This window comes from Bradyrhizobium sp. USDA 3262, from assembly GCF_054060035.1.
In genome coordinates, this window is sequence record NZ_JBSSCT010000001.1 from 4,173,976 (window position 1) to 4,197,187 (window position 23,212).

24 protein-coding genes and 1 pseudogene are annotated in these 23,212 nt (G+C 65.2%); 10 read left to right on the forward strand and 15 right to left on the reverse strand.

Annotated features, from left to right (window positions below; all coding sequences use genetic code 11):
- Nucleotides 1-84: 84 nt before the first annotated feature.
- The 5 genes from folK to ACVWYP_RS19085 all read right to left on the reverse strand — a co-directional run bounded on the left by folK (nt 85) and on the right by ACVWYP_RS19085 (nt 2,735).
- Nucleotides 85-576, reverse strand: a complete 492-nt coding sequence (folK, locus tag ACVWYP_RS19065) for a 2-amino-4-hydroxy-6-hydroxymethyldihydropteridine diphosphokinase (RefSeq protein WP_304499395.1) — start codon at nt 574-576, stop codon at nt 85-87.
- Between the two features lie 6 nt (nt 577-582).
- Nucleotides 583-963, reverse strand: coding sequence for a dihydroneopterin aldolase (folB, locus tag ACVWYP_RS19070; protein ID WP_016842351.1), 381 nt, complete (start codon nt 961-963; stop codon nt 583-585).
- Entirely contained in the window at nt 960-1,814 is an 855-nt protein-coding gene (gene folP / locus ACVWYP_RS19075) for a dihydropteroate synthase (protein ID WP_439711196.1), read from the reverse strand. The genes folB and folP overlap by 4 nt, the downstream gene beginning before the upstream one ends.
- A 90-nt stretch (nt 1,815-1,904) precedes the next feature.
- Nucleotides 1,905-2,312: a DUF4332 domain-containing protein gene (locus ACVWYP_RS19080; RefSeq protein ID WP_018270650.1), complete on the reverse strand. Its 408-nt coding sequence runs from the start codon at nt 2,310-2,312 to the stop codon at nt 1,905-1,907.
- Between the two features lie 57 nt (nt 2,313-2,369).
- The gene (locus ACVWYP_RS19085) at nt 2,370-2,735 is read right to left on the reverse strand and encodes a hypothetical protein (RefSeq protein WP_016841849.1); all 366 of its coding nucleotides are present in this window, start codon (nt 2,733-2,735) and stop codon (nt 2,370-2,372) included.
- A 339-nt stretch (nt 2,736-3,074) separates the two neighbouring features.
- Between ACVWYP_RS19085 and ACVWYP_RS19090 the strand changes: the two are divergent.
- Nucleotides 3,075-4,698: pseudogene (locus tag ACVWYP_RS19090) on the forward strand (helicase HerA-like domain-containing protein).
- 95 nt (nt 4,699-4,793) lie between these two features.
- Nucleotides 4,794-6,194: a M20/M25/M40 family metallo-hydrolase gene (locus tag ACVWYP_RS19095; protein ID WP_304499398.1), complete on the forward strand. Its 1,401-nt coding sequence runs from the start codon at nt 4,794-4,796 to the stop codon at nt 6,192-6,194.
- Nucleotides 6,195-6,299: 105 nt separating this feature from the next.
- Here the strand turns inward: ACVWYP_RS19095 and ACVWYP_RS19100 are convergent, their stop codons facing one another.
- The gene (locus ACVWYP_RS19100) at nt 6,300-7,079 is read right to left on the reverse strand and encodes a class II aldolase/adducin family protein (RefSeq protein ID WP_028345351.1); all 780 of its coding nucleotides are present in this window, start codon (nt 7,077-7,079) and stop codon (nt 6,300-6,302) included.
- A gap of 146 nt (nt 7,080-7,225) precedes the next feature.
- Complete coding sequence (locus ACVWYP_RS19105; RefSeq protein WP_137476441.1) at nt 7,226-8,875, reverse strand: glycosyltransferase family 39 protein; 1,650 nt, start codon at nt 8,873-8,875, stop codon at nt 7,226-7,228.
- Nucleotides 8,876-9,213: 338 nt separating this feature from the next.
- Between ACVWYP_RS19105 and ACVWYP_RS19110 the strand changes: the two genes are divergently transcribed.
- Nucleotides 9,214-10,107, forward strand: a complete 894-nt coding sequence (locus ACVWYP_RS19110; protein WP_304499399.1) for a DUF308 domain-containing protein — start codon at nt 9,214-9,216, stop codon at nt 10,105-10,107.
- A gap of 15 nt (nt 10,108-10,122) precedes the next feature.
- Here ACVWYP_RS19110 and ACVWYP_RS19115 read toward each other — a convergent pair whose 3' ends face one another.
- Nucleotides 10,123-10,962, reverse strand: coding sequence for an IS5 family transposase (locus ACVWYP_RS19115; RefSeq protein ID WP_168859419.1), 840 nt, complete (start codon nt 10,960-10,962; stop codon nt 10,123-10,125).
- 260 nt (nt 10,963-11,222) lie between these two features.
- Between ACVWYP_RS19115 and ACVWYP_RS19120 the strand changes: the two genes are divergently transcribed.
- The gene (locus tag ACVWYP_RS19120) at nt 11,223-11,636 is read left to right on the forward strand and encodes a MucR family transcriptional regulator (RefSeq protein ID WP_018270656.1); all 414 of its coding nucleotides are present in this window, start codon (nt 11,223-11,225) and stop codon (nt 11,634-11,636) included.
- A gap of 4 nt (nt 11,637-11,640) precedes the next feature.
- Here ACVWYP_RS19120 and ACVWYP_RS19125 read toward each other — a convergent pair whose 3' ends face one another.
- Entirely contained in the window at nt 11,641-12,072 is a 432-nt protein-coding gene (locus ACVWYP_RS19125) for a SufE family protein (protein WP_304499400.1), read from the reverse strand.
- A gap of 145 nt (nt 12,073-12,217) precedes the next feature.
- Entirely contained in the window at nt 12,218-12,598 is a 381-nt protein-coding gene (locus ACVWYP_RS19130) for a DUF5330 domain-containing protein (protein ID WP_028345346.1), read from the reverse strand.
- A 433-nt stretch (nt 12,599-13,031) separates the two neighbouring features.
- Between ACVWYP_RS19130 and ACVWYP_RS19135 the strand changes: the two genes are divergently transcribed.
- A complete protein-coding gene (locus ACVWYP_RS19135; protein ID WP_304499401.1) occupies nt 13,032-14,843 on the forward strand; it encodes a PAS domain-containing sensor histidine kinase in 1,812 nt (603 codons plus the stop codon).
- A 7-nt stretch (nt 14,844-14,850) separates the two neighbouring features.
- Nucleotides 14,851-15,576, forward strand: a complete 726-nt coding sequence (locus tag ACVWYP_RS19140; protein WP_304499402.1) for a peptidoglycan-binding domain-containing protein — start codon at nt 14,851-14,853, stop codon at nt 15,574-15,576.
- 77 nt (nt 15,577-15,653) lie between these two features.
- Here the strand turns inward: ACVWYP_RS19140 and ACVWYP_RS19145 are convergent, their stop codons facing one another.
- A complete protein-coding gene (locus ACVWYP_RS19145) occupies nt 15,654-17,297 on the reverse strand; it encodes an ankyrin repeat domain-containing protein (protein WP_304499403.1) in 1,644 nt (547 codons plus the stop codon).
- 225 nt (nt 17,298-17,522) lie between these two features.
- On the opposite strand from ACVWYP_RS19145, the gene ACVWYP_RS19150 reads away from it, so the two are divergent.
- Nucleotides 17,523-17,867, forward strand: coding sequence for a DUF1491 family protein (locus ACVWYP_RS19150; RefSeq protein ID WP_304499404.1), 345 nt, complete (start codon nt 17,523-17,525; stop codon nt 17,865-17,867).
- Here the strand turns inward: ACVWYP_RS19150 and ACVWYP_RS19155 are convergent.
- Nucleotides 17,864-18,796 carry a DUF2336 domain-containing protein gene (locus tag ACVWYP_RS19155; RefSeq protein WP_304499405.1) on the reverse strand — a complete coding sequence of 311 codons (933 nt, stop codon included), beginning with the start codon at nt 18,794-18,796 and terminating at the stop codon, nt 17,864-17,866. The genes ACVWYP_RS19150 and ACVWYP_RS19155 overlap by 4 nt on opposite strands.
- A gap of 295 nt (nt 18,797-19,091) precedes the next feature.
- Between ACVWYP_RS19155 and ACVWYP_RS19160 the strand changes: the two genes are divergently transcribed.
- Both ACVWYP_RS19160 and ACVWYP_RS19165 read left to right on the forward strand, forming a co-directional pair.
- Nucleotides 19,092-19,286, forward strand: coding sequence for a hypothetical protein (locus tag ACVWYP_RS19160; RefSeq protein ID WP_304499406.1), 195 nt, complete (start codon nt 19,092-19,094; stop codon nt 19,284-19,286).
- Between the two features lie 16 nt (nt 19,287-19,302).
- Nucleotides 19,303-20,067: a hypothetical protein gene (locus ACVWYP_RS19165; RefSeq protein WP_304499407.1), complete on the forward strand. Its 765-nt coding sequence runs from the start codon at nt 19,303-19,305 to the stop codon at nt 20,065-20,067.
- Nucleotides 20,068-20,224: 157 nt separating this feature from the next.
- Here ACVWYP_RS19165 and ACVWYP_RS19170 read toward each other — a convergent pair whose 3' ends face one another.
- Nucleotides 20,225-21,085 (reverse strand): LysR family transcriptional regulator, encoded by an 861-nt coding sequence (locus ACVWYP_RS19170; RefSeq protein ID WP_304499408.1) that lies wholly within the window; start codon nt 21,083-21,085, stop codon nt 20,225-20,227.
- Between the two features lie 91 nt (nt 21,086-21,176).
- Between ACVWYP_RS19170 and ACVWYP_RS19175 the strand changes: the two genes are divergently transcribed.
- Nucleotides 21,177-22,019 carry an MBL fold metallo-hydrolase gene (locus tag ACVWYP_RS19175; protein ID WP_304499409.1) on the forward strand — a complete coding sequence of 281 codons (843 nt, stop codon included), beginning with the start codon at nt 21,177-21,179 and terminating at the stop codon, nt 22,017-22,019.
- Here the strand turns inward: ACVWYP_RS19175 and ACVWYP_RS19180 are convergent.
- Both ACVWYP_RS19180 and ACVWYP_RS19185 read right to left on the reverse strand, forming a co-directional pair.
- On the reverse strand, nt 22,016-22,636 hold the full coding sequence (locus ACVWYP_RS19180) for a DUF1254 domain-containing protein (protein ID WP_028345337.1): 621 nt from the start codon (nt 22,634-22,636) through the stop codon (nt 22,016-22,018). The two genes, ACVWYP_RS19175 and ACVWYP_RS19180, sit on opposite strands and share 4 nt — an antisense overlap.
- Nucleotides 22,633-23,211, reverse strand: a complete 579-nt coding sequence (locus ACVWYP_RS19185; RefSeq protein ID WP_016841830.1) for a DUF1214 domain-containing protein — start codon at nt 23,209-23,211, stop codon at nt 22,633-22,635. The genes ACVWYP_RS19180 and ACVWYP_RS19185 overlap by 4 nt, the downstream gene beginning before the upstream one ends.
- Between the last annotated feature and the right edge of the window lies 1 nt (nt 23,212).

Genomic DNA, 23,212 nt, shown 5'->3' on the forward strand with positions numbered 1-23,212 from the left:
GGCCCCGCGAGGAGCCCCTTGATTTGGCCGGAAATTGCCACGGGCGGGCGGCCAAGCCAAACGGTTGTTTGCGGTGGTTTGGCTTTAATCGAGGTCCGCTAGACGGAAAATACCGTCGGCGGAGACCTTGGCTAGCGCATCGGCGACGCGGCGCCCGGCGATGACGCGGTCGGGAACGATCTCGGCGAGCGGCACCAGCACGAAGGCGCGTTCGAACAGGCGCGGGTGCGGCAGCGTCAGTTCCGGCTTGTTCAGTGTGACGTCATCATAGGCGATCAGGTCGAGGTCGAGCGTGCGCGGCCCCCAGCGCCGCTCATTGGCGCGGTCGCGGCCGAATTTGGCTTCGATCTTGTGCAGCGTGAACAGCAGCGCATGCGGATCGAGACTGGTCTCGATCTCGATGCAGGCGTTGATGAAGCTGTCCTGCTGCTGCTCGCCCCAGGGCGGCGTCGAATAATCCGACGAGCGCGCGACGAGCGCGGCCTGGGTCATGCCGCAGATATTGGCGATCGCCTTGCGAAACGTGATGCGGACGTCGCCGACATTGCCGCCAAGGGCGATCAGGACGTCAGCCATCTGCGTTCAACCCTGGGGCGGTTGATGGCGCGAGCGGGTCAGCACCACGCCGACATCGTCGAAGATCGCGGCGATCGGCGCATGCGGCTTGTGCACCGTGACCTTGACCGCCCGGATGCGCGGGAAGCTCGCCAGGATGTCCTCGGCCACCGCGCCGGCGGCGCGCTCCAGCAGCTTGTAGTTGGTGTTCTTGAATGCCGATGTCGCGGTCGCCACCACGTTGGAATAGGAGACCGTGTCGGAGAGGCGGTCGGTGCGCGAGGATTCCGAGAGGTCGGTATAGAGCTCGAGATCGATGACGAAGCGCTGCCCGACTTCGGTCTCATGTTCCATCACGCCATGACGGGCATGGATGACGATCCCGGTGATGAAGATCGTGTCGGTCATTGCTGTCCCTCGATTGCCGCGGCCACGCGCAGCGCCTGAACGGTCTCGGCGACGTCATGCGCGCGGATGATACGGGCGCCATTCTGCGCGGCGATCAGATGCGCGGCGATCGAACCGCCGATCCGCTGTTGCGGCTCCGACGGCACGACCGTGCTGATGAAGCGCTTGCGCGAGGCGCCGACCAGCAGCGGCAGGCGGAACGCGTCGAGCTCGGAGAGCCGCGCCAGCGCGATCATGCTCTGCTCCGGGGTCTTGCCGAAGCCGATGCCGGGATCGAGCACGATCCGGTCGGGCGAAATGCCGGCGCTCGCGGCGATCGCGAGCGAGCGCTCGAAGAAGGCGGCGATGTCCTGCATGATGTCGATCGCCGGATCGGCCTGCTCGCGATTGTGCATGATGATCACGGGCACGCCGCGTGCGGCGACGAGCGGCGCCATGCCGGCATCGCGCTGCAGGCCCCAGACGTCATTGGCGATCGCCGCGCCCTGGTCGAGCGCCCAGGCCACGACCTCCGATTTCATGCTGTCGATCGAGACCGGCACGCCAAGCGCGATCACGTCGGCCAGCACCGGCTTCAGCCGCGCCATCTCGGCCTCGGCGGTGACCGGCTGCGAGCCGTAGGGGCGGGTCGATTCCGCGCCGATGTCGATGATATCGGCGCCCTCGGTGACCAGCTTGCGGGCCTGTGCCAGCGCCTCTTCGGGGGTGGCGAACTGGCCGCCGTCGGAGAACGAGTCCGGCGTCACGTTCAGGATGCCCATCACCGCCGGATAAGGCCGCGACAACAGCGCCGGCAGCACCGCCGATACGGCCGGGCCGGTCACCGTCGATGCTATGGGCTTGCTCGCCATCATGCGGTGGCTTTGCGCTGACCGCAGCGGCAAGTCAAGGTGTGGCGATGACGGGTGACGCGGCCGGCGGCCGAATGCCGTTAAGACAGGCTAATAGGTGATTTTTGGAGGCAGCTTGCGTGCCTCTTCGATCAGCAGCTCGACCGACTTCTCTGACGGCATCACGCGGACGAGCTTACGCCGCACATTGGCGTCCTTCATGCTCTGCGCGAGCCGCGACGGGTTGCGGTGCGCGAGCTCGCGCACGGTGGTGACGCCGGCGGCGCGGACCAGGCCGACCTTCGCCTTGCCCATGCCGGGAATCCGCATGTAGTCGGAGATGTTGGCCCATTCGAGCAATTGTTGTTCGCTGATCCCGGTCTTGGCGGCGAGCGCCTTGCGTCCCTTGACGGTGCGGGCGGCTTCAAGCAGTGCGTCGGTCGTGCGGATACCCTGCGATTTCAGTTTGGTGGCGCAATAGGCGGACAGGCCTTCGATCTCGGAGAGGGGGTATGTCATGATACTCGTATGCAGGTAGAAGGGAGCGCACGTGCAATGGCGTTTGGGAAAAATGCTTCAGGCAAACTGGCTGAGGCCCGGCGTCCCCGAGATGATCTCGCCCATTTGATCCGCTCCGATTTTGTCGCGGCCGAACCTGAAAAGTTCACGCGCGACGTTCTGAATCTCACTCATGCTCAATCCAAGCGCCATCAGCCGGGTGCCGACAGCCATCAGACCGCCACCCATCAACCGCGATAGACCACCGCTGTTGTTGGAGGCGGCGATTGCCGCTTCGGCGCCGGGGATTTGGTCGATCAGAGCCTGGACTTTGTCGGAAGGTCCCTCGTTACGGAGGAAACCCAGAACGATGCCGATGGTTTTTTCAGCGACAGCACCGTCGATGCCGGCCTTCGCGGCCAGCTGCCCAACCAATTCGTCCATATTGCCCCGCCTCAACCGGTTTTTGCCGGATCATTCTTGAAGATTTATCTTGAGCGCCTGTGTCACGAAATACAAGCGATCCGCGCATTTCAGTTCGTTTTCTTTTTCGATCGCGTCGGAAGTGTTGCACCTCTGCAAGAGTGAGCGGCGGATTCACACCATCTTGTCGCAATGCGCAATGCCTTTCGTCACTTGGCCGGGAATAAAGTATGAGGAACTGCTGGAGCGACAATATACATCAGTGCGCGCCGATGGTTTCAATCGACCTGCAAGATGCAATATGATGTCATCGGTTCGAATGGATCGAGCCGATTTAAAATCGCGTTAAGAGGCGAAGCGATGGCGACGTCCGACACCAAGTTGGCCGACACCGATGAGAAAATCTTTATCGGCAAGGGCGAGGAAACAGCCTGGCTGACGCTTGCGCTGGCCAACCGCCACGGCCTTGTGACCGGTGCGACGGGAACCGGCAAGACCGTCACGCTACAGGTCATGGCCGAAGGATTTGCGCGCGCCGGCGTTCCGGTCTTCGCAGCCGATATCAAGGGCGATCTTTCCGGTATCTCCGAAGTCGGCGAGGCCAAGGACTTTATCCTGAAGCGCGCCAAGGAGATGGGCCTGACCTTCCAGCCGGATCAGTTCTCGACCGTATTCTGGGACGTGTTCGGCGAGCAGGGCCATCCGGTGCGCGCCACCGTCACCGAGATGGGACCGCTGTTGCTCTCGCGGATGCTCGATCTGAACGACGTGCAGGAGGGCGTGCTCAATGTTGCCTTCCGTGTCGCAGACGAGAACGGCCTCACGCTGATCGACATGAAGGATCTGCGGGCGCTGCTGGATGCGATCGCCCCCGACGGCAGCAAGAAGGCTGCCGACGACGAGGAGGATCCGCTGGCACCGATCCGCAAAGCGGCACAGAGCTACGGCAATGTGTCCAAGGCGACAGTCGGAACGATCCAGCGTCAGCTCCTGGTGCTCGAGAACCAGGGCGGCGCCAAGTTCTTCGGCGAGCCGGCGCTGACGCTGAAGGATTTCATGCGCACCGACCGCGACGGCCGCGGCATGGTCAATATCCTGGTCGCTGACAAGCTGATGCAGAGCCCGCGGCTTTACGCCACGTTCCTGCTCTGGATGCTTTCGGAATTGTTCGAGGAATTGCCGGAGGCCGGCGACCTGCCGAAGCCGAAGCTGGTGTTCTTCTTCGACGAGGCGCATCTCTTGTTCACCGACGCGCCGAAGGCGCTGATGGACAAGATCGAGCAGGTGGTGCGGCTGATCCGCTCCAAGGGCGTCGGCGTCTATTTCGTCACCCAGAATCCGATCGATGTGCCGGACAAGGTGCTGGCGCAGCTCGGCAACCGCGTGCAGCACGCGCTGCGCGCCTTCACGCCGCGCGACCAGAAGGCGGTTGCCGCGGCCGCGCAGACCTTCCGGCCCAATCCGAAGCTCGACACCGCGCGGGTGATCATGGAGCTCGGCAAGGGCGAGGCGCTGGTGTCGTTCCTCGAGGGCGGCGGCACGCCGTCGATGGTCGAGCGCGTCATGGTGCGCCCGCCGTCGGCGCGGATCGGGCCGATCACGCCCGAGGAGCGCAAGGCGATCATGGATGCGAGCCCGGTGAAGGGCAAATACGACACCGCGGTCGATGCCGAATCCGCCTACGAGATCATCCAGAAGCGGCTCGCCGGGACGGCGGCGCCGGCGGACGGCAGCGCTGGCGGCGAGGGTGGCGGCATCCTCGGCCAGATCGGTTCGATCGCGTCCACGATCTTCGGCACCAACGTCAAGCGCGGCCGCATGTCGACCGGGCAGGTGATCGCGCGCAGCGTCACGCGCTCGGTGACCGACAAGGTGATCGGTGGCGTGGCCGCCGATCTCGGCAAATCGCTCGGCGGTTCGGTTGGCGGATCGATCGGCCGGGGCGCTGGTGCGCGGCGCTCTCGGTGGATTGCTGCGCAGATAGCGTCGCGCCGGCCGGCTTGAGCAGGAGACCGGCTTTGCCTCCCGCGGCCGGCGCGCTACAACCTGGCGCAACGTCCAACAACAAGGATATCCGCGATGTCCAACGCCAAGCTGCAGCCCGTCCTCGATCGCATCGACGCCGATTTCGACAACAGTCTCGAGCGGCTGTTCACGCTGCTGCGGATCAAATCGATCTCGGCCGATCCGGCCTTCGCTGATGACTGCAAGGCGGCTGCCGATCATCTCGCCAAGGATATCGCAACCCTCGGCTTCAAGACCGAAGTGCGGCCGACCGCCGGCCATCCGGCCGTGGTCGGCAAGCTGAACGGCGCGAGCGACGGACGCCCGCACGTACTGTTCTACGGCCACTACGACGTGCAGCCGGTCGATCCGTTGAATCTCTGGCACCGTCCGCCGTTCGAGCCCGTGGTGACCGACCATGCCGACGGGCGCAAGATCATCGTCGCGCGCGGCGCCGAGGACGACAAGGGACAGTTGATGACCTTCGTCGAGGCGTGCCGTGCCTGGAAGACGGTGACGGGATCGCTGCCGGTCGACATCACCATCGTCATCGAAGGTGAGGAGGAAATCGGATCGAAGAATTTCGTGCCGTTCCTCGAGGCGAACAAGGACGACCTCAAGGCCGACTTCGCGCTGGTCTGCGACACCGGCATGTGGGACCCGAATACGCCGGCGATCACCACCTCGCTGCGCGGCCTGGTCTATGACGAGGTCAAGATCAAGGCCGCCAATCGCGACCTGCATTCCGGCGTGTTCGGCGGCGGCGCGCAGAATCCGATCCGCGTGCTGACGCGGATCCTCGGCGGCCTGCATGACGAGAACGGCCACATCACCATTCCGGGTTTCTATGACGGCGTGAAGGATTTGCCGCCGGATATTCTGGCCCAATGGAAGCAGCTCAATCTGACGCCGGAGAGCTTCCTCAAGCCGATCGGCCTCTCGGTGCCCGCCGGCGAAAAGGACCGGCTCTTGATCGAGCAGGTCTCCTCGCGCCCGACCTGCGACATCAACGGCATCGTCGGCGGCTATACCGGCGAGGGCTCCAAGACGGTGATCGCGGCCGAGGCGTCAGCGAAGGTCTCGTTCCGCCTGGTCGAGGGACAGGATCCCGAGAAGATCCGAAAGGCGTTCCGCGACTATGTGAAGGCGCGCCTGCCGGCCGACTGCAAGGCCGAGTTCACCGACCATTCCAGCGCGCCGGCGATCGCGCTCGACTGGAACATGAAGCCGCTGGCAGCCGCGCGCCGCGCGCTGACCGACGAATGGGGCAAGGAGGCGCTCTTGATCGGCTCCGGCGCCTCGATCCCGATCGTCGCCGATTTCAAGCACACGCTCGGTCTCGACAGCGTGCTGATCGGCTTCGGGCTCGACGACGACAACATCCATTCGCCGAACGAGAAGTACGACCTCAAGAGCTACCACAAGGGCATCCGCTCCTGGGCGCGGATCCTGGCGGCATTCGCCGACGCCAAATAGTGCAAGGCGCGCTGCACGTAAAAACGCCGCCCGGAATTGGGCGGCGTTTTGATTCGGATAGTGCAGAGGGTGTCGGCCGTTAGCCTAGCCGAAGATTGTGAAATTTCAATCACGATAGCCGGGATTGACCCGGTCGAGCTTGCGCAGCAGCGGCGGCCAGACCAGCTGGGTCGAGCGCAGCTCGGCGCGGTCCGGGTTGGAGAGCAGCTCGGTGTTCTTGTCGATCGCGTGCGGGTCGACCGGATAGGCGATCGGTCCGAGCGCGCGGGTCGCCACCTGCATCGAGCAGGCGCGCTCCAGATGGTACATCCGCTCGAACGCGGACGCGACCGAGCGGCCGACCGTCAGGGTGCCGTGATTGCGCAGCAGCATATGGTTCTTGCTGCCGAGATCGCGCTGCAGGCGCGGACGCTCGTCATGATCGAGCGCGATGCCTTCATAGTCGTGATAGGCGAGGTCGTGGGTGACGAGCTGCGCGGTCTGGTTCAGCGGCAGCAAGCCCTCGGGGCCGCTCGACACCGCGGTGCCGTCGACGGTGTGCAGATGGAGCACGCAGCCGGCGTCCTCGCGCACCTCGTGGATCGCGGAATGGATGGTGAAGCCGGCCGGGTTGATGCTGTAGTCGCTCTTCGAGAGCTGGTTACCGTCGAGGTCGACCTTGACCAGGCTCGATGCGGTGATCTCGTCGAACATCAGCCCGTAGGGGTTGATCAGGAAGTGGTGCTCGGGTCCGGGGACGCGCGCGGAAATGTGGGTATCGACCAAATCGTCCCAGCCATAGAGCGCGACCAGCCGGTAGCAGGCGGCGAGATTGATCCGCTGCTCCCATTCTGCCGCACTCATATCCGACGGCACTTCCTTCAGGCGCGCTTCCGCTGGCGACATGGCCGATTGCTCCATTGATGACGTTATTGCTTGGTCGAAGCCTAGCGCCGCCGCCGGACCACAGCAAGGCAGGGTAACGGCGTGACAGTCATGTCGGCATGCGGCCCACGCTCCGAACGGCGATCGTCAGTGGGCAGCGTGATGCGTTACGGCGCCGGGATCGCCAGCAGGCTCGAGATGCTGCGGCCGCGGATGTCGTAGACGCGGGCGAACACGACGTCGTCGCGCTTGATCTCGACCATCACAGGCGCGGCCAGGCCCTTGCAGTAGAATTCGCCGAGCGTCATCGCGAAATCGGCAGCATTGCTGTCCCAGCCGATCGTGAAGTCGGGGCCGAGCGCGACCTGCGCGGGGCGCTGCGGTCCGCACACCGCGACCTTCCACTTGCGGTTCTGCGGCGGCACTTCCTGCCGCTCCGCCAGTTGCTCGCGCAGCCCGTCGGATGCCTGCTTCAGCGCCAGGCCCCAATAGTCCAGCATGAAGAAGTTGTCCGCGGTACGCACCGTGCCGGCGATGTGGTTGAAGTGCGTGTACTGATACGGATGCAGGCGGATCATTTCGCTGAGCGGCAGCAAGAGGCCGAACGCGAACACAGCGAGCGCCGCGGGCTGCCAGGCGCGGCGGTTCTCGCCGAGCCAGTCCATGCCGCGCGCGAATGCGACGCCGGCCAGCACCGTCATCGGCGGAATCACGAAGATGAAGTGACGAATGCCGTTATAGAGCGCCGGCCGCTTCACCATCGCGATGACCAGCGGCAGCGTCGCCGCCAGCGTCAGCATCAGCATGATCGACTTGCGCTTTGCAGTGACGTCGTAGCGCGACAGCGACATCAAGGTGATGACGACGGCGGCGGCCAGCAGCACCAGCAGCACTTCGGGAAGCTGCAGCGCGAACAAAGTGGGCAGATAGGACCATGGCATGTCCGGCACCGACACCAGCGCGCCGTCGAACATCTCCTTCCAGGGTTTCTCGAAGAAGTGCGAGAAATAGGTCACCGCTTCGAGCGGATGTCCGGGCTCCATGATCGACCATGGCCAGATCAGGCCCATCACGAGATAGCCCAGCACAAGTCCCGGCAGCAGCACATAGACGACATGGGCAAAGCGGTGGGTCGCCTCACGCGGGCCCTGCTTGCGGAACTCCTCGATCAGGAGCGGGACGAAGCCGACCACGGCGTAGATCAATGCGAGCCCGCCAAGCACGCGGCAGCCGATCGACAGGCCGGCCCCGAGGCCGACGATCAGGATGGTGCGCGGCGAGGGCGCCGGGTATTCCTCGATCAGGCGCACGAGGCCCATGATCAGGACCACCATCGCCACGGCGAACGGCGCATCCTTCGGATTCATGAACATGTGGCCGTAGAAGGTCGGGCACAGCGCCAGCAGCAGCAGCGCCGCCAGTCCTGCCAGCGGGCCGCCGACGCGGCGCGCCAGGCGCCAGGTTACCGCAAGGCCGATGACGCCGACGATTGCCCCGAGCAGGCGGCGCGTCTCGAACAGTTCGAGCGGAATGATCTTGTGCAGCAGGGCCGCGGCCATGTCGAAGCCGCCGCCGTACATATACAGATTGGCAAACGACAGCGCGCCGGTGTCCTTGAACCCGGACCCGTACATGCGCAGCAGGAGGTCGGCATATTCAGCGTGGGTGTAATCGTCCCAGCCCAGACCGTAATCGCGGAACGTCAAGCCGGCGACCACGGCGACCACGCCGAGGACGAGGACAGCGAGATCGTCGCAGGTCTTCTCCACCGAGCGCCGCGCAGGCGCCTCGAGGGCAGACGTCGTAATCGATGACATAGCTAGTGATACCGGCGTGCCTGTGGCCCAGATTGGCGCTTTAGGGCCTCATTCCCCGGCATCCATAGCGCAGTTCCGTTTCCAAGTAATTGGTAATTGTGGCGTAATTTCCCAGATGCGTTGCAATAAATTGGCAGCAATTCGTAGCCAGTAGATCTACGGGAGCTGGCTGCCCGACAGCCGCTGCGGCCGCGGTGAAGCAGCGCATCGCGCCCGGTTAAGCGGGATTTTAGGGAACTCTGTCTACAATTGGCGGTTGGCGGTGTGAGCAATATGACGGTATCGTGGCGTTGGTGGCCCGCGCCGATTTTCGGTCGGGTCTCCCGGGGGTTAGTTCGATGAAGGTTGGTCTGTTGGTCGTCGGCGCGGGCCTGGTCGTGGCGGGCTTGGCGGCGATCGGCCTCGGAATTCCAAACAAGGAATTCAGCGTCGGCGGCACGTTGATCGCAACAGGCGTGACCGGCGCATGTACCGGCGTGATTGTTGTGGCCCTTGCCGCCATCCTTCGCGAACTCCAGGCCATGGGCGACCGGCTCGATGCCGTCGTTGCCGTGGGTCTGCGGTCCGGGTCGTCGTCTGCAACTTCCCCGCGCGGCACTCCCGACGATCCGGTGTTCCCACCGCCTGAGCCGAAGGTGTCGGCGCCTCCGCCGCTGGCTCCAGCGTCCCCGCCATCCGCGCCGACGGCGCCGCCGCCCTGGCACGATGAAATCGCCTCGCGCGGCGCATCAGGCGAGGTGCCGCCGTCCGCACCAGCGGCCGCGCCCGCGGACGGTGCTGCACCGCCCAAGCGGCGCAATCTGCTGTTCTCCTCCTCGCGCAAGGAGCGCGAACGGAGCCATGGGCGTGCCGCCGAGCCGCTCACGCCGGATCTGTTGTCGCCGGAACTGCGCTCGAATCCGGGCGGTTCGGCCGAACCGGCGCCGGCAACCTTCGACGATGCCTGGCCGAAGGCCGACCGGCCGCGGTCGGTCGACGTCGCCCCGCGACGCGGGCCCCGCACGCCATCGACCTTCGGCGAGGCCCAGTCGGCCGCCGCCGCCTCGCCGGCATCGGGCCATCCGCCGCCGCCCCAGGAGCAGCCGCCGGTGACCGTGCTCAAATCCGGCGTCGTCGACGGCATGGCCTATTCGCTCTATTCGGACGGATCGATCGAGGCGCAGATGCCGGAGGGCATGATGCGATTTGCCTCGATCGACGAGCTCAGGTCGCACCTGGAGCAGCGGCCTTAGAGTCTGACTCAAAATTCATGACTTGACGTTGGCCGATCTGGCGATGCGGCGGACCAGTTGTCGAGTTGACGCAATAAGGAGCCATGCTTCAGCCGAGGTGACGGAGGCCTCCCAATCCTTGGCAAGACGTCGGCAGCGGTTAAGCCATGCCAACGTTCGTTCGACGACCCAGCGTCGGGCAACAACAACGAAGCCTTTTGCCTCATCCGGGCGTTTGACAATTTGAATAGTGGGCCCGTCGATTCTCCGGAGCGCGTTCTCAAGCTTTTCGCCGGCGTAGCCGCCGTCAGCAAACAAGTGCGCAATAGTCGGGTAGCTCGCACACGCCAAAGTGACGACGGTCGGCGCACCGTCCCGATCCTGAACATTGGCCGGGTGCACGATGGCGCTCAGCAAATTTCCTTGTGTGTCGGTGACGATATGACGCTTGCGACCTTTGATCTTCTTGCCCGCATCAAAGCCGCGCGGCCCACCGCTCTCGGTCGTCTTGACCGATTGACTGTCGATGATCGCCGCCGTTGGTTGCGGCTCCCGTCCAGCAAGCCTGCGCGCGATTTCAACCAAGGCGTCATTGATCAAGTCCAACACCCCGCTGTCGCGCAGGCCATAAAAATAGTACTGGACCGTCGTAAAGGGAGGAAAATCCTTCGGCAAAAGCGCCCATTGGCATCCCGTCGTCGCAATGTACTGGATCGCATCCCATACCGATCGCATGCAGGTCTTGCGCGGTCGACCCACCTTGCTCCGCCCTGGCATCAACAGCTCGATCAAGGCCCATTCCGCATCCGTACAATCGCTTGCATAGCGCAGCGCTCGTCTGTCATGCTGACAGCGGGTGATTTCGGTCCAGGTCATCTGCTTCTCCGATGGCTTCGAACACCTCGAAGAATCACAACCTGCTGAAATCACCCAACTTTAATTTCCGGTCAGCCTCTTAAGATCCGGGCCAATACTTGCGCGCGGCCGGCCCGAGGCCGGAAACGCGGCCGTTGTTGTCAGATTTGCTGCAATTCGTGCATATTCGCAAAGTAGTACGCGATTCCATTAATGTATTGCTGCGCATGGATACTGTCCGGTGGGCGCCGGGCTGTCGATAGCACGGGGAAGATTGAGCCATGTCCGATACGTCAGGCAAAACGCCGGTCGAGCTGACCGCCAACATCGTTTCGGCCTACCTCAGCAACAATCCGACGCCGGCCTCGGACATTCCGAACCTGATCAGCCAGGTCCACTCCGCCTTGCTGCGGGTGTCGAGCGGACGCAGCGACACGCCGAGCGAGCCGGCCAAGCCTGCGGTGTCGATGAAGAAGTCGATCACGCCCGAATATCTGGTGTGCCTCGAGGACGGCAAGCGCTTCAAGTCGCTGAAGCGCCATCTGCGCACCCAGTACAACATGACCCCGGAGCAGTATCGCGACAAATGGGGCCTGCCGGCCGACTATCCGATGGTGGCGCCGAACTATGCGGTGGCGCGCTCGCAGCTCGCCAAGAAGATGGGCCTCGGCCAGCAGGCGCGGAAGCGGAAATAGGAGATTACGCGGCGGACGCCAGCGCCTCGCGCGCATCGTTGCGAATGCGGTCGACCATCGAGCGCAGGCCGTTGGAGCGCTGCGGCGTCAGATGGTCGCGGAAGCCGAATTCGTCGAACAGCGCGAGTGCGTCGGTGCCGAGGATTTCCTTGGGCGTTTGCCCGGAAAACAGCGTCAGCACGATCGCGACCAGGCCGCGCACGATGTGGGCGTCGCTATCGCCGATATAGATCAGGCGCGGTTCGCCGTTGGCACCGCGCTCGATGCGCTTCGACAGCCAGACCTGGCTGACGCAGCCCTGCACCTTGTTTTCGGCCGAGTGCTCCGCCTCCGACAACGGTTCGAGCGTGCGGCCGAGCTCGATGACATAGCGGTAACGGTCGTCCCACTCGTCCAGCAGCGCAAAATTGTCCCTGATTTCGTCGATCGTCGTCATCGTGGCCCGCGTCCTGTCCTTGACGGCTTATATAGGAAGGCGGGCCGCGAAAGCGATGAAAATGGACCCGGTTCCCGGTTGTTTTGACGGGTTTTCTTCAACGCGAACCGGGATCCGCTTCGCGCGACAGCGCTTTGGTTTCCGCTCACGGCGTTGGCGGCAGGCGGAATTCGATCGACTGGTCATCCGCGGTCAGCGTGTCGCGGAACGCGGTGGCTGAATCGGTATCGTCCTTGCCGATCGAGCCGGTGTGGTCCGGCGGCTTCTTGTCGGTGATGATCTGGTAGAGCTTGCGCGCCCCGTCGGTCGCGCGCTGGCCGATCGCGGTCGCGGCCTGGCCGCCGACCTCGCAGGCGGACGGCTGGCGCTTGCAGAACTGGCCCATGTCGTTGATCGTCGCGGTCGCGGCCGACACCGCATCCGACGCGCTGATCGGCGGCGTCTTGTCCGCCTCGGGTGTTTTGTCTCTCGGCAGCAGCACGAGCACAAGCCCGAGCCAGAATGCCAAACGCAGCAGGAAGAACATGGCGCGATCCCGGTCGTCTGTCTTGTCTTGCTTCTTGCGCGGTCGATGCCGCTATTGGTCTTGAGGGTTAGCATCGGTCGATAAATCGGAAGTATCTGCATTGAAGTAAATCCGCCGAAAAATCGCGGAAAATTCGCCTGAATTGATTCGCCGTAAATTTTCGATTGATGGCGCCCGACGCGCGTCGGATGCGCAGGATCCGCCGCGTCCACCATTTCGAAACCATAGATTGTCGCATCCGGAAACCAGCCGTTCACCATCCCCGACAAATGGCCGGTGAATAGCGGGTCAAACCCACTCCAATGCACGGTGTTTGGCGGCAGGCCGCCCAGCCTTAGCGTTCGCTTAAGTTCGCTCTGACAGGTTGACCTGCAATCACGAAGGAGGCGTTGCGGCGCGTCTGTGTTGACGATTGAGCCGAAGCGCGAGTGCTGTGAGTAGTTTGAGTCTGATCCGCGATTGCCTGGATGCGCTGCTGCATCCGTCGGCGCAATATGATGCGCTGACGCGTGCGCGCCATCGTGCCTTCATGGCGCCGCGGCTGCTCGGCAGCCTGGCGGCGCTTGCCTCGTTCCCTGCCTTTCTTGCGATGCGCGGTGCGCCGACGGCGATCGAGGTCGCGGCATTCGCCTGGCTGATCGCGCCGATCCTGCTGTCGTGGTTCCTGTCGCGCACCGGCCGCTATGAAGGCGCGCATGTGCTGTCGTCGCTGGCGCTCGCCGGCCTCGTGATGATGATCGCGGCGACGACCGGCGGCATCGCCTCGTTCGCCGCCGTGTGGCTCGTCGTCATTCCGATCGAGGCGGCGCTGTCGGCCTCGCGGCGCGTGGTGGCGTTTGCGTTCGCGCTGGCGATGATCTGCGCGGCGCTGCTGAGTGTGCTCGGCCATTATCATGTGCTGCCGGTCGTCGATCCCGCGGTTGCTTCGAACAGTACGCTCGTCGGGTTCGGCGTCGTGTCGGCGATCTTCTACGCCGCCGGACTCGCCTTCGGCGCGGAGTCGTTGGCGCGTACCAGCGTGGCGCTGCTCTATGTCGAGGAAGAGCGCTACCGCCTGCTCGCGCATAACATGAGCGACGTGCTGTCGCGGCACAGCCGCAACGGCGCCGTGCGCTTCATTTCCCCCGCGGCCGAGAACATGCTCGGCGTGCCGGCATCGCGGCTGTTGGGCCACGGCCTGTTCGACCGCGTTCATGTCGCCGATCGCCCGGCCTATCTCACGGCGCTGTCGGACGCCGCGCGCGGTGACTCGCGCAGCGTCGAGTTCCGCGTGCGCCGTGACGGTGCGCGGGGCGAGGTCGCCGCCGAATTCATCTGGGCCGAGATGCGCTGCCGCCCGCTCGATCAGGCCGCCGTCGATGCCGAGGTCGTTGCGGTGATCCGCGACGTGACCGATCGCAAGGTGCAGGAGCAGGCGCTCGAACAGGCGCGCAATGTGGCCGAGCAGGCCGATGCATCGAAGACGCGCTTCCTGGCCACCATGAGCCACGAACTGCGCACCCCGCTCAACGCCATCATCGGCTTCTCCGAGATGATCGCGCAGGAAGACGTGCTCGGCCTCGACGTGGCCCGCCGCAAGGAATACGCGCAGCTGATCAACGATTCCGGCCAGCATCTGCTGTCCGTCGTCAACGGCATCCTCGACATGTCGAAGATGGAGTCGGGTAATTTCGAGATTTCGCCGGAGCCGTTTGCGCCGCGGCCGGCGCTGCTCAATTGCTGCAATCTGGTGGCGTTGAAGGCGCGCGAGAGCGGCGTCGACCTCGTCACCCGCGTGCCCGACGATCTGCCGATCGTGAACGGCGATCCGCGCGCGTTCAAGCAGATCGTGCTCAATCTGGTCTCCAACGCCATCAAGTTCACCGAGCGCGGCGGCAAGGTGACGGTGTCGGCCGGCGTCGAGGGATCGCGGCTGGTGCTGCGTGTCTCGGACACCGGCGTCGGCATCGCCGCCGATGATCTCAAGCGGATCGGCGATCCGTTCTTCCAGGCCGGCAAGACCTATCAGCGCCGCCACGAGGGCACTGGTCTTGGTCTTTCCATCGTGAAGGGACTGGTCGGCCTGCACCACGGCGAAATCAATGTGGAGAGCAAGGTGGGCGAGGGCACCACGGTGTCGGTCGCGCTGCCGCTGGCGTTCACCCCGCCCGCCGCCGTCGAGCCGTCCAGCAATGTCTCGCCCCTGAAGCCCGCGCTGCGTTCCGGACTACAAGAGCAAACCCATCAGGTGAAGAAGAGTGCCTAGACACACTTTGGATGACGACGAAACGCCGCGCCGTCGCCGCGGCGCCAAGGCAGTGGCCATCGCGGCCGAGGAGGAACGTGGCCTCGTCCTGCGCCTGCTGCTGCACAGTCCGAAGGATCTGGTTGCCGGTGTGCTGGCGACGTCTGCCATTGTTGCGATCCTGATCAATGCGCTGTTCCTGCAGGCCGGCCGTCATCCGTCGCCGATGTTCGGCGGTTCGGTGGTGACGCTGCCGCCGCCGGCCCCGGTTGCCGCGGCCACCAGCCCGATACCGCGCCCGCGTCCGGCCGAGGCGGCTGCCCGATCGGCCGAGCCCGTCGACGTGAAGCCGGTGGAGACCAAGCCGGCCGAGACCAGGTCCATCGAAGCCAAGCCGGCAGAACCCAAGGCCGAGGCCAAGCCGGTCGATCCGATGGCCAATCTGGTGCTGAAATCGACCACTGCGCCGCCGGCCGCAGCACCGTCCCCGGCCGCCACGCCGTCCAGCGTCATTCGTCCGCCGGCGTCGATTCCGACACAGCATCTGAGCCCGGCCGGCAAACGCATCGCCGCAGTCCAGCGTACGCTGACCGAGTATGGCTACGGCCAGCTCAAGCCGACCGGCACGATCGGCGCCGATACCCAGCACGCGATCGCGAAGTTCGAGCGCGCCCGCAAGCTGCCGGTGACCGGGCAGATGTCCGATCGCCTGGTGCGCGAGCTCAGCACGATGATCGGGCATTCGATCGAGTAGTTCTTTGCGGCGAAATTGAATCGATCTCCGTCATGGCCGGGCATGTCCCGGCCATTTGCGTTTTCGTTGCGGCTTGCTCAGGTCGTCTCGCCCAGCAGCACGTCCCTGACCTCGTCGGAGAACAGCTTCCTGCGGCCGGCCAGCAGCACCCATTCCGGATCGTCGCGATCCGGAATGGCACGCGGCATCCCGTGATCGAGCAGGGCCTGCGCGCAGCCCACCCAGTCGCCGCCGCTGACCGGCTCGTTGCAGGAGGCCCACGACAAGCTTCCGGACGCGTTGTCGCCAAAGCCGTGCTGCTCGGTCCATTCCGCGCCGTGCTCGAGCAGGAATCGTGTCAGCGCGGCATTGCCGCGGAACACCGCGTGATTGAGCGCCGACGCATCCCAATCGCCGCCACGCACCGTGATCGGCCAGCCGAGTTCGACCATCAGCCGCACCGCATCGTCGCCGCCTGCCGCGGCGAGCTCAGGAAGCAACCGCAATTGCTGCGGTGAAAGTGAACCCGGAAGATCGGGCCGGCCGGCCTGGATTCGCCGCGCCTTGCCCTCATCACCGCTGCTGCATGCCGCGACGAACCGCTCATCATCGGCAAGCGTCTCGTCGCCGGTGCGCTCGCGCAGCAACTCGGCGACCTCAGTCAGTCCGAATTGCAATGCGTAGCGGTAGGCGCTGAGACCATCCGGCGTCGTGACGTGCGGATCTGCGCCGGCGTCGAGCAGTGTCGCGATGCAGGTCCGCGACCGCCGCCGGCGGATCGCCCACATCAGCGGCGAGCCGCAATCGGTCAGCGGCGCGTTGCCGGCGGGTTCGTTCGGATTGCCGCCGTGCCGCAGCAGCAGGTCGAGCGCCGCCACGTTCTCGTCATCGAGCACCTTGTACATCGCGTTGGTGCCGGCGATCCGCGCACCATGCTCGAGCAGCAGGCCTGTCGTCACCGAGCCTTCGAGCGAGTGATACAGCGATTCATTGTCGTTCGGATTGGCGCCCGCTTCGAGCAACAGTCTGGTCAGTTCGAGATCGTGGTTGCGGCCGGCGGCGCCGTACAGCGCTGACAGCGGATTGCTGTCATCGGGTGCGTCGAGCGTTCCGGGCGGCCAGCGGCTGCTGATGTGCTGGTCGGGATCGGCGCCGGCCTGCAGCAGCAGGCGTGCGCAGCGATGCAGCCGGGCCTGAAATTCCGCAATCTGCAACAGGCTGGAATGCGTGACCGCGACCAGTGGCGGCAGTTTCAAGGGACCGCCGGGACGATTGACCCATGCTGGATCGTCGTTGGCGGTGCGTTGCAGCGTCGCCTCGTCGCCGATGGCGCAGGCGAGATGGGGATCATCGGCGATGAGGCCGGGATCCTCGGTGAACATCCGCGCCGCAACGCGCGGATTGGCGCGGTCGGTGGTGCCGGCGACGTCTGCGGCATAGACCAACTGCAGCCATCGCCGCACGCGGTCGGCCTTGCTTTTTCCGGGCGGCAATTGTGCGTCGACATAGCGCCGCAGGTCCGGCCAGGAGGCGAAGCCGAGATCGCGCGCCACGCAGGACTGCGCATCGTGCAGCCGCAGATTGAGCGCAGCGATCTCAGTATCGCTGCGCCCGGCCGCAGCCGGAAGCGCATGCCGGAAACGCGCGTAAGCCTCCGGCGCTTGCCGCCGGTAAAGGCGAATGAGCTCCTTGGCCTGCTTCTTCAGATGTTCGAGATTCAATCGCGCGGGCGATCGGTCCATGGAAACCTCCGTGCATCATCGCCGATGGTCCACAAAACCGGCTGCACAAAGGCTTGGTTGGCCGCTCAATTGGTGCAAGTGGGTTCAACCCTTCCCGTGGACCCGGGCGCGGCTTGCACCGCGGATGCAAGGATATGGGTGACGATTGGTTCGGTCAACCCGCCGCTGCGTGACGACATCTGTGACAATTGGACGTGACCGCGCCGCTGGCCTATAGGTCGGCGCATGCGATTGAAAACAAGCATTTGGGTCGCGGCGTATCTGCGCCGCTGCCAGACCGAGGGCGTGTTCGGCGCAGTCCGCAAGAAGGGCGCCGAGGAAGCCGGTGCCGTATTCGTCAAGGTGGCGCTGATGGACGGCAACGCGATGCTGTATGCGCCCGCGCCGCAGACGGTCTATGACGACAGCCGTCCGGTCGAGCGGCTGTTCGTGCCGACCGCACCACAGCCGGTGTCCGAGCCCTCAATCGAGGAGCGCTTGACCAAGGAGCTCCGCTTCGATCCCGATGCCTGGATCGTCGAGACCGAAGATCGCGCCGGACGGCACTTCCTCGATCTGGCTAAAAACTAGCTTCCGGATTTCTGGTTGCGAATGGCGGGCGCACTGCCGGGCTGCAGCGCGGGGCGCGTCTGCGAGGATGTCGCGCGCACGCGATGACGCTCATCGTCATAGAGCGACGAGCGATACCTGGCGCGGGCCACCGCCATGGTCGAGCCGCGCCACGCCGCCAGCATCACCAGCGCCGAGCGCTCGCTCAGGCGATCGTAGAGCCGCGACAGCCGATAGACGTAATTGACCGAGGAGCCGGCTTCCGGATTGAGGAACATCAGGATCCGCTGGAATGCGGCGCTCGACACGTCGAGCGCCCGCATCGCGCAGGCGAGCGGCTCGCCGCCGGGATCGTTGACCACGTCGGCGGCGATCCGCGACGGCAGGATCAGCGCTTCGCCGAGTTCGAGCGTGAAGTTATCGAGGTCCTCGGCAAACGCCGCCATCTCCAGGATATGGATCGCGCGCGCGGCGCGCGCGGCGGGGATCCGCGCGGCGGCCTTCAGCGGCGTCTCCTGCAGATTGTGCAGGATCTGCGCGCGCTCCTTCGTGCTGGCGGCAAAGAACATGTCGGAGATTTCGGCGGCATCGTTCGGCCGCATGGCGAGGCTCGCGGCCATCCGCAGTTCGGCTTCGGTCGGGATCTTGGCCGGCAGCGCGGACGGTGAGGGCGCGGGAATTGGCGTGGCCGCCGGCGTCGGCTGGTCGGGACCGACGCGGCGCAGCCCGAGCTTGTCCATAATCAGGGCGGGCGTGGCCGGATAGATCGCAAGCCGCGCGCGGACCGCGGCACGGGTTGCGTCGTCGACCTCGTCGATCAGGCGCGTCGTCAGTTCGACGAACTGGCGCTCTTCATCGGCAGAATGTGCGCTCGCCTGCACATAGAGGTCGGTCAGAACGCGCAGCAGCGTCGGGCGGATGTCGACGCCCTCGCGACGGGAGAGCGTCATCAGCCCATCGAAACCAGGAAATAGCGGAGCTGCGCTCATCTCGGGCGTACGCGACTTGCCAGTGAACTTCGGTTTGAAAACCTTGTGGCAGCGAGCCTACGCAGGCTGTTTTAAGAGGCAGTTAAGGAAAACAAGCCGTGAAGGTGAATGCTCGAATTTGCGCGTGTCTATTAAGGCACAGCGCCATATCCGTAACCGTCCGTACCCGAGGCTTAAGATGTCATTAACCATGCGCGTTCTTAACTCGGCGTGCGCGGGGCAAATCATGTCCGTGCGGGGCCAGAGAGAGCGGAACATGGGCACCATCGTTGAGTTTCCGGCGGATGCGGCTGCACGGCGGCCGGGCATGGCCGGTGCTGCCGGCGAAGGCATGGGGACCGTACTGATCCTTCCCGTCGTCCGGATCGAGCGAACGACGGAGGGGACCGGCGGTGGTCGAGGACCGGAGCAGGGCACTGCGCAGGGCCGCCGTCGCCGACGCCGCTCCTGATCGCGGACATCGGGCAATGCCGGAGCTTGTGCAGCGGACCGTCGCTCGGCGGTCACTCCCGGCGCTGATCCTGCTGGCGGGCTCGGCGCTCGCCGGCTGCAGCGGCGGCGATTTCGGCCGCACCCGCGCCGATTTCCGCAACGACGACATGCATCGCTGGATCGGCGCCGAGGCGACCGGCAGCATCGGCAAGAACGCCTCGCAATTCCAGCTCACCGAACACGAACGTCAGCTGCGCGACCTCGCCTATCAGTTCATCGAGCCGCCGCTGTCGCGTCCGGCGTGGAAAAGCGTGTTCGGCGACTACCAGCCGCTGCCTTCGCCGTGGCGGCAGAGGGTCGTGTTCGATCGCACCGCCTATGGCCGCAATCTGATCGACGAGCCGCATCGCTCGTTCGCCTCGCGCTATTCGCTGCTGATCGACGAGGTGCGCGACGACATCACCCGCTTCGAGCCGTTCTTCGCCACCGCGATCCAGGTGATCGAGCTCGATCGCAAGCGCAATGCCAGCCTCCACATGATCGCCGATGTGTCGCCGCGCGAGCGCGCTGACGCGGTGGCGCGGATGGAAGAGAACACGCTGATCGTGCAATGGGTCCAGCAGGCCCTGGAGCGGCGGATCTCGTCCTATCGCTGGGCGCTGGAGCGGCTGGTGATCCAGGCGCCCGACGGCATGGCCGCCGACGCCGAACGCCAGATCAACGAACTCGCCCGGCTCACCGCCAACGCACCGCTCATCTCCGCGCCGGTGACAGGCCAGGCCGTGGTGACGAAGGGCTAGTGTCCCGAATCCGAAGTTCGCATCATTCGCCGCATCTTCGGGACGAACTTCGGATTCGATAAGGACACTAGCAAACTTATGATTCTAGTGTGCTTTATGAATGCGAAGTTCGTGAAGGTGGTTGCCGCGAAATCGCACGAACTTCGCATTCAGCACACTAGGCGCGCTTCGTTTTCTTCGCCGTCGATTTGACCCGGCGACTGTTGGCTTGCCGTGGCAGGCTCGCTATGAATGCCTTCAGCGCATCGGAGGGCGGCTGGGCCGAGGGATAGGCGAGGCCGACCTGGCGCGTCACGTCGATATCGATCGCGCGCATCGCGACGTCAGGATTGCCGCGCGCCACGCCCTCGGGGACGATCGCGACCCCGACCCCGGCCGCAACCAGCGCCATCGCCCACTCCTCGGATTCCGCGATCGCCACCGGCTTGCGCGGCGGTGAGGCACGCTTGAAGAATTCCTGCTGCTCGCAATGGCAACGATCGATCATCGGAACGCCGGCGAAGTCGGTGGTCCGCAGCGTCTCCTTCAGCGTCAGGGGATGCGAGGGCGGCAGTGCCGCGACATAGCGCTCACTCCACAGCGGGATGAAGTGCTCGCCGGCGCCGACCATGGTCTTGGCGATGATCCGTGCGTCGGCCTTCTCGCTGGCGCCGACCAGCCGGAGCGCAAGATCGCTATTGCCGGTCAGCGGCTTCAGCAGCGCGATGGTCCGGGCCTGATCGAGCGTCCGCAGCAGCCCGAGCGTCAGCGCCTGCCGCGTCGCGGGCTTGCGGAAGAGATTTCGCGCCGCGTCCGCCTCGTCGATGATCCGGCGGGCGATGCCGTGAAACTGCGCGGCGGACGCCGTCGGGGCCATGCCCTTCTTGTGCCGGATGAACAGCGTGGTGCCGAGCTCGGCCTCGAGATTGGTGATCGCCGCCGAGATCGACGGCTGCGAGATGAAGCAGCGCTTCGCCGCGGCGGTCAGATTGCGCTCGCGGTAGACCGCGGCGAAGTAGCGGAGTTCGCGGATATCCATCGGTATATCCTATCGCATGGATAGAAAGACAATATTTTACCTATGGAAACGCCAATGGCAAGTCTGCGCCTGTTACAGCGGAGGACCTGTCATGCGCATCCACCATCTCAACACCGGCACGATGTGCCCGATCGGAAAGCGGCTCGTGAACGGCAGCGGCAGCATCTTCCAGCGGGCGCGGATGGTCTGTCACTGCCTGCTGGTCGAGAGCAATGACGGCCTCGTGCTGGTCGACACCGGGATCGGGCTCGACGACATCGGCGACTCGCCTCGGCTCGGACGCAAATGGGTGCGGCAGACGACGCCGCGGCTCGATCCGGCCGAGACGGCGGTGCGGCAGGTCAAGGCGCTCGGCTTCTCACCGGACGATGTGCGCCATGTGCTGCTGACGCATCTCGATCGCGATCACGCCGGCGGCGTGCCGGACTTTCCGAAGGCCAGGGTGCACGTCCATCGCAAGGAGTACGACATGGCGGTAACGCATCAGGTCACGCCGCCGCAGGGGCGCTACATCACGGCGCAGTGGCAGCACGGGCCGGACTGGACCTTCTATGGCGCCGGTGGCGAGGACTGGTTCGGCTTCAAGGGCGTGCGCGCGCTCGGCGACCGCGAGCCGGACATCCTGATGATCCCGTTGCCGGGCCACACGCTCGGCCATTGCGGGATCGCGGTGCGCGACAAGGACAGATGGCTGCTGCACGCCGGCGACGCCTATTTCCACCACGCGCAGCTCGATGCCACGCCGCGGATCCCGCTGGTGCTCGGCATGTTCCAGCGCCGCGCGGACATGGATCGCGCGACGCGCATCCAGAACCAGGAACGGCTGCGCCAATTGAAGGCGGCGCATGGCGCTGATGTGACGATCGTCAACAGCCACGATCCCGTCGACTACGAGACCTGCCGCTGCGGCCGGCATGCACTGGATGTGAGCTAACGCTTGCGCGCCGCGGGCGGCGGGGCCGGCGCGGGGAGCGGCGGCGGCGCCTCCTGCTTGGCCGCGACCGGCTCGGTCTGCACCTTGCACGAGGAGGCGGCGAGCGAGGCCTGCGCCTGCGGCATCAGGCCGGGCTCCGGCGCCAGCGCCTTCAGCAGGATCAGGCCGGTTGACGTCGGCGAGTCGATGATCAGCCGGTCGGCAGCGGTGATTTCCTCGTCCTCCGGCAGCTCGTTGTGCTGCGCCTCCGTCATCAGGTCGAGCTCGATCACCTTCTTGCCGGCCGAGCGGTCGTTGATCGCGTAATAGGCGACCTCGTTGCGGGTGTAGAACGACACCGACGTATAGGCTTGGCTGACCGGCACGGTGAGCTTGAGCGGTCCGGTCGAGAGATCGTAGCGGCAGATCGCCACCGCGAAAGCCGGATCCATCAGCGGCATCGGCGAATGGCTCGGGTCGGCCAGCGGCAGCTGCGTCACCTCGTTGAGCTTGGTCATCGGCGTCAGCCGCGAATAGGCGTCCTGTGAGGCGATGCGGGGCAGCGCCAGCACGCTGACGAGGTGCACCACGCCGCCGAGCAGCACGCCTGCGAGGATGGTGAGCAGCACGCGGATCATGGGCAGCCCGTCGTTGCGATCGACGGCATCGGCGCGTCGCGCTGCGTGCGGGTCGCGACCCCCACCGGCGTGTCGTAGAGGCGCAGCATCAGCGCGTAGCGCTCGATGCCGCCGGTCGGCAGCCAGTTGCCGGCGCGCGAGCGCGAGGCGATGTGGATCTCGAACGTGCCGTCGGAAGCGCGCATGATCTCCTGGCTGGTGAAGCCGTAGCGCTGCAGCGTGTTGGCGACCAGGTGGCCCTTGCGGTCGAACAGCGTCAGCGTCCAGAACCGCGCCGCCGGCGTCACGCCGCTGACCACGATGTCGCAGCGGCCGTCGAGCGGCTTGTTCTTGTCGTCTGTGGTCGCCGAGAACGCGATGCCGTCGCCGGTGCCGATCGGCAGCTCGCCGCTGCGTGCGATGGTGGCGCGCGAATAGGGGTCGACATCGGAGGTGCCGCTCTTCGGACGCGCGGTCCAGGCGCCGATCTTCAGCGTGCCGAGATCGGTGCCGCGGGTCGCCGTCGCATAGGTCAGGCCGAGGCCAACGGCCGTGGCGATGACGAGTGCCAGCAAGGTGGTGAGGAGGAGCCGCACG

Coding starts and splice junctions, on each gene's coding strand:
- ACVWYP_RS19165 (WP_304499407.1), top strand. CDS start 19,303: ATGCCGGAGCTTGTGCAGCGGACCGTCGCTCGGCGGTCACTCCCGGCG.
- ACVWYP_RS19095 (WP_304499398.1), top strand. CDS start 4,794: ATGTCCAACGCCAAGCTGCAGCCCGTCCTCGATCGCATCGACGCCGAT.
- ACVWYP_RS19100 (WP_028345351.1), bottom strand. CDS start 7,079: ATGTCGCCAGCGGAAGCGCGCCTGAAGGAAGTGCCGTCGGATATGAGT.
- ACVWYP_RS19115 (WP_168859419.1), bottom strand. CDS start 10,962: ATGACCTGGACCGAAATCACCCGCTGTCAGCATGACAGACGAGCGCTG.
- ACVWYP_RS19125 (WP_304499400.1), bottom strand. CDS start 12,072: ATGACGACGATCGACGAAATCAGGGACAATTTTGCGCTGCTGGACGAG.
- ACVWYP_RS19150 (WP_304499404.1), top strand. CDS start 17,523: ATGCGATTGAAAACAAGCATTTGGGTCGCGGCGTATCTGCGCCGCTGC.
- ACVWYP_RS19105 (WP_137476441.1), bottom strand. CDS start 8,875: ATGTCATCGATTACGACGTCTGCCCTCGAGGCGCCTGCGCGGCGCTCG.
- folK (WP_304499395.1), bottom strand. CDS start 576: ATGGCTGACGTCCTGATCGCCCTTGGCGGCAATGTCGGCGACGTCCGC.
- ACVWYP_RS19175 (WP_304499409.1), top strand. CDS start 21,177: ATGCGCATCCACCATCTCAACACCGGCACGATGTGCCCGATCGGAAAG.
- ACVWYP_RS19080 (WP_018270650.1), bottom strand. CDS start 2,312: ATGACATACCCCCTCTCCGAGATCGAAGGCCTGTCCGCCTATTGCGCC.
- ACVWYP_RS19145 (WP_304499403.1), bottom strand. CDS start 17,297: ATGGACCGATCGCCCGCGCGATTGAATCTCGAACATCTGAAGAAGCAG.
- ACVWYP_RS19180 (WP_028345337.1), bottom strand. CDS start 22,636: ATGATCCGCGTGCTGCTCACCATCCTCGCAGGCGTGCTGCTCGGCGGC.
- ACVWYP_RS19170 (WP_304499408.1), bottom strand. CDS start 21,085: ATGGATATCCGCGAACTCCGCTACTTCGCCGCGGTCTACCGCGAGCGC.
- folP (WP_439711196.1), bottom strand. CDS start 1,814: ATGGCGAGCAAGCCCATAGCATCGACGGTGACCGGCCCGGCCGTATCG.
- ACVWYP_RS19110 (WP_304499399.1), top strand. CDS start 9,214: ATGAAGGTTGGTCTGTTGGTCGTCGGCGCGGGCCTGGTCGTGGCGGGC.
- ACVWYP_RS19120 (WP_018270656.1), top strand. CDS start 11,223: ATGTCCGATACGTCAGGCAAAACGCCGGTCGAGCTGACCGCCAACATC.
- ACVWYP_RS19155 (WP_304499405.1), bottom strand. CDS start 18,796: ATGACGCTCTCCCGTCGCGAGGGCGTCGACATCCGCCCGACGCTGCTG.
- ACVWYP_RS19130 (WP_028345346.1), bottom strand. CDS start 12,598: ATGTTCTTCCTGCTGCGTTTGGCATTCTGGCTCGGGCTTGTGCTCGTG.
- ACVWYP_RS19085 (WP_016841849.1), bottom strand. CDS start 2,735: ATGGACGAATTGGTTGGGCAGCTGGCCGCGAAGGCCGGCATCGACGGT.
- ACVWYP_RS19160 (WP_304499406.1), top strand. CDS start 19,092: ATGGGCACCATCGTTGAGTTTCCGGCGGATGCGGCTGCACGGCGGCCG.
- folB (WP_016842351.1), bottom strand. CDS start 963: ATGACCGACACGATCTTCATCACCGGGATCGTCATCCATGCCCGTCAT.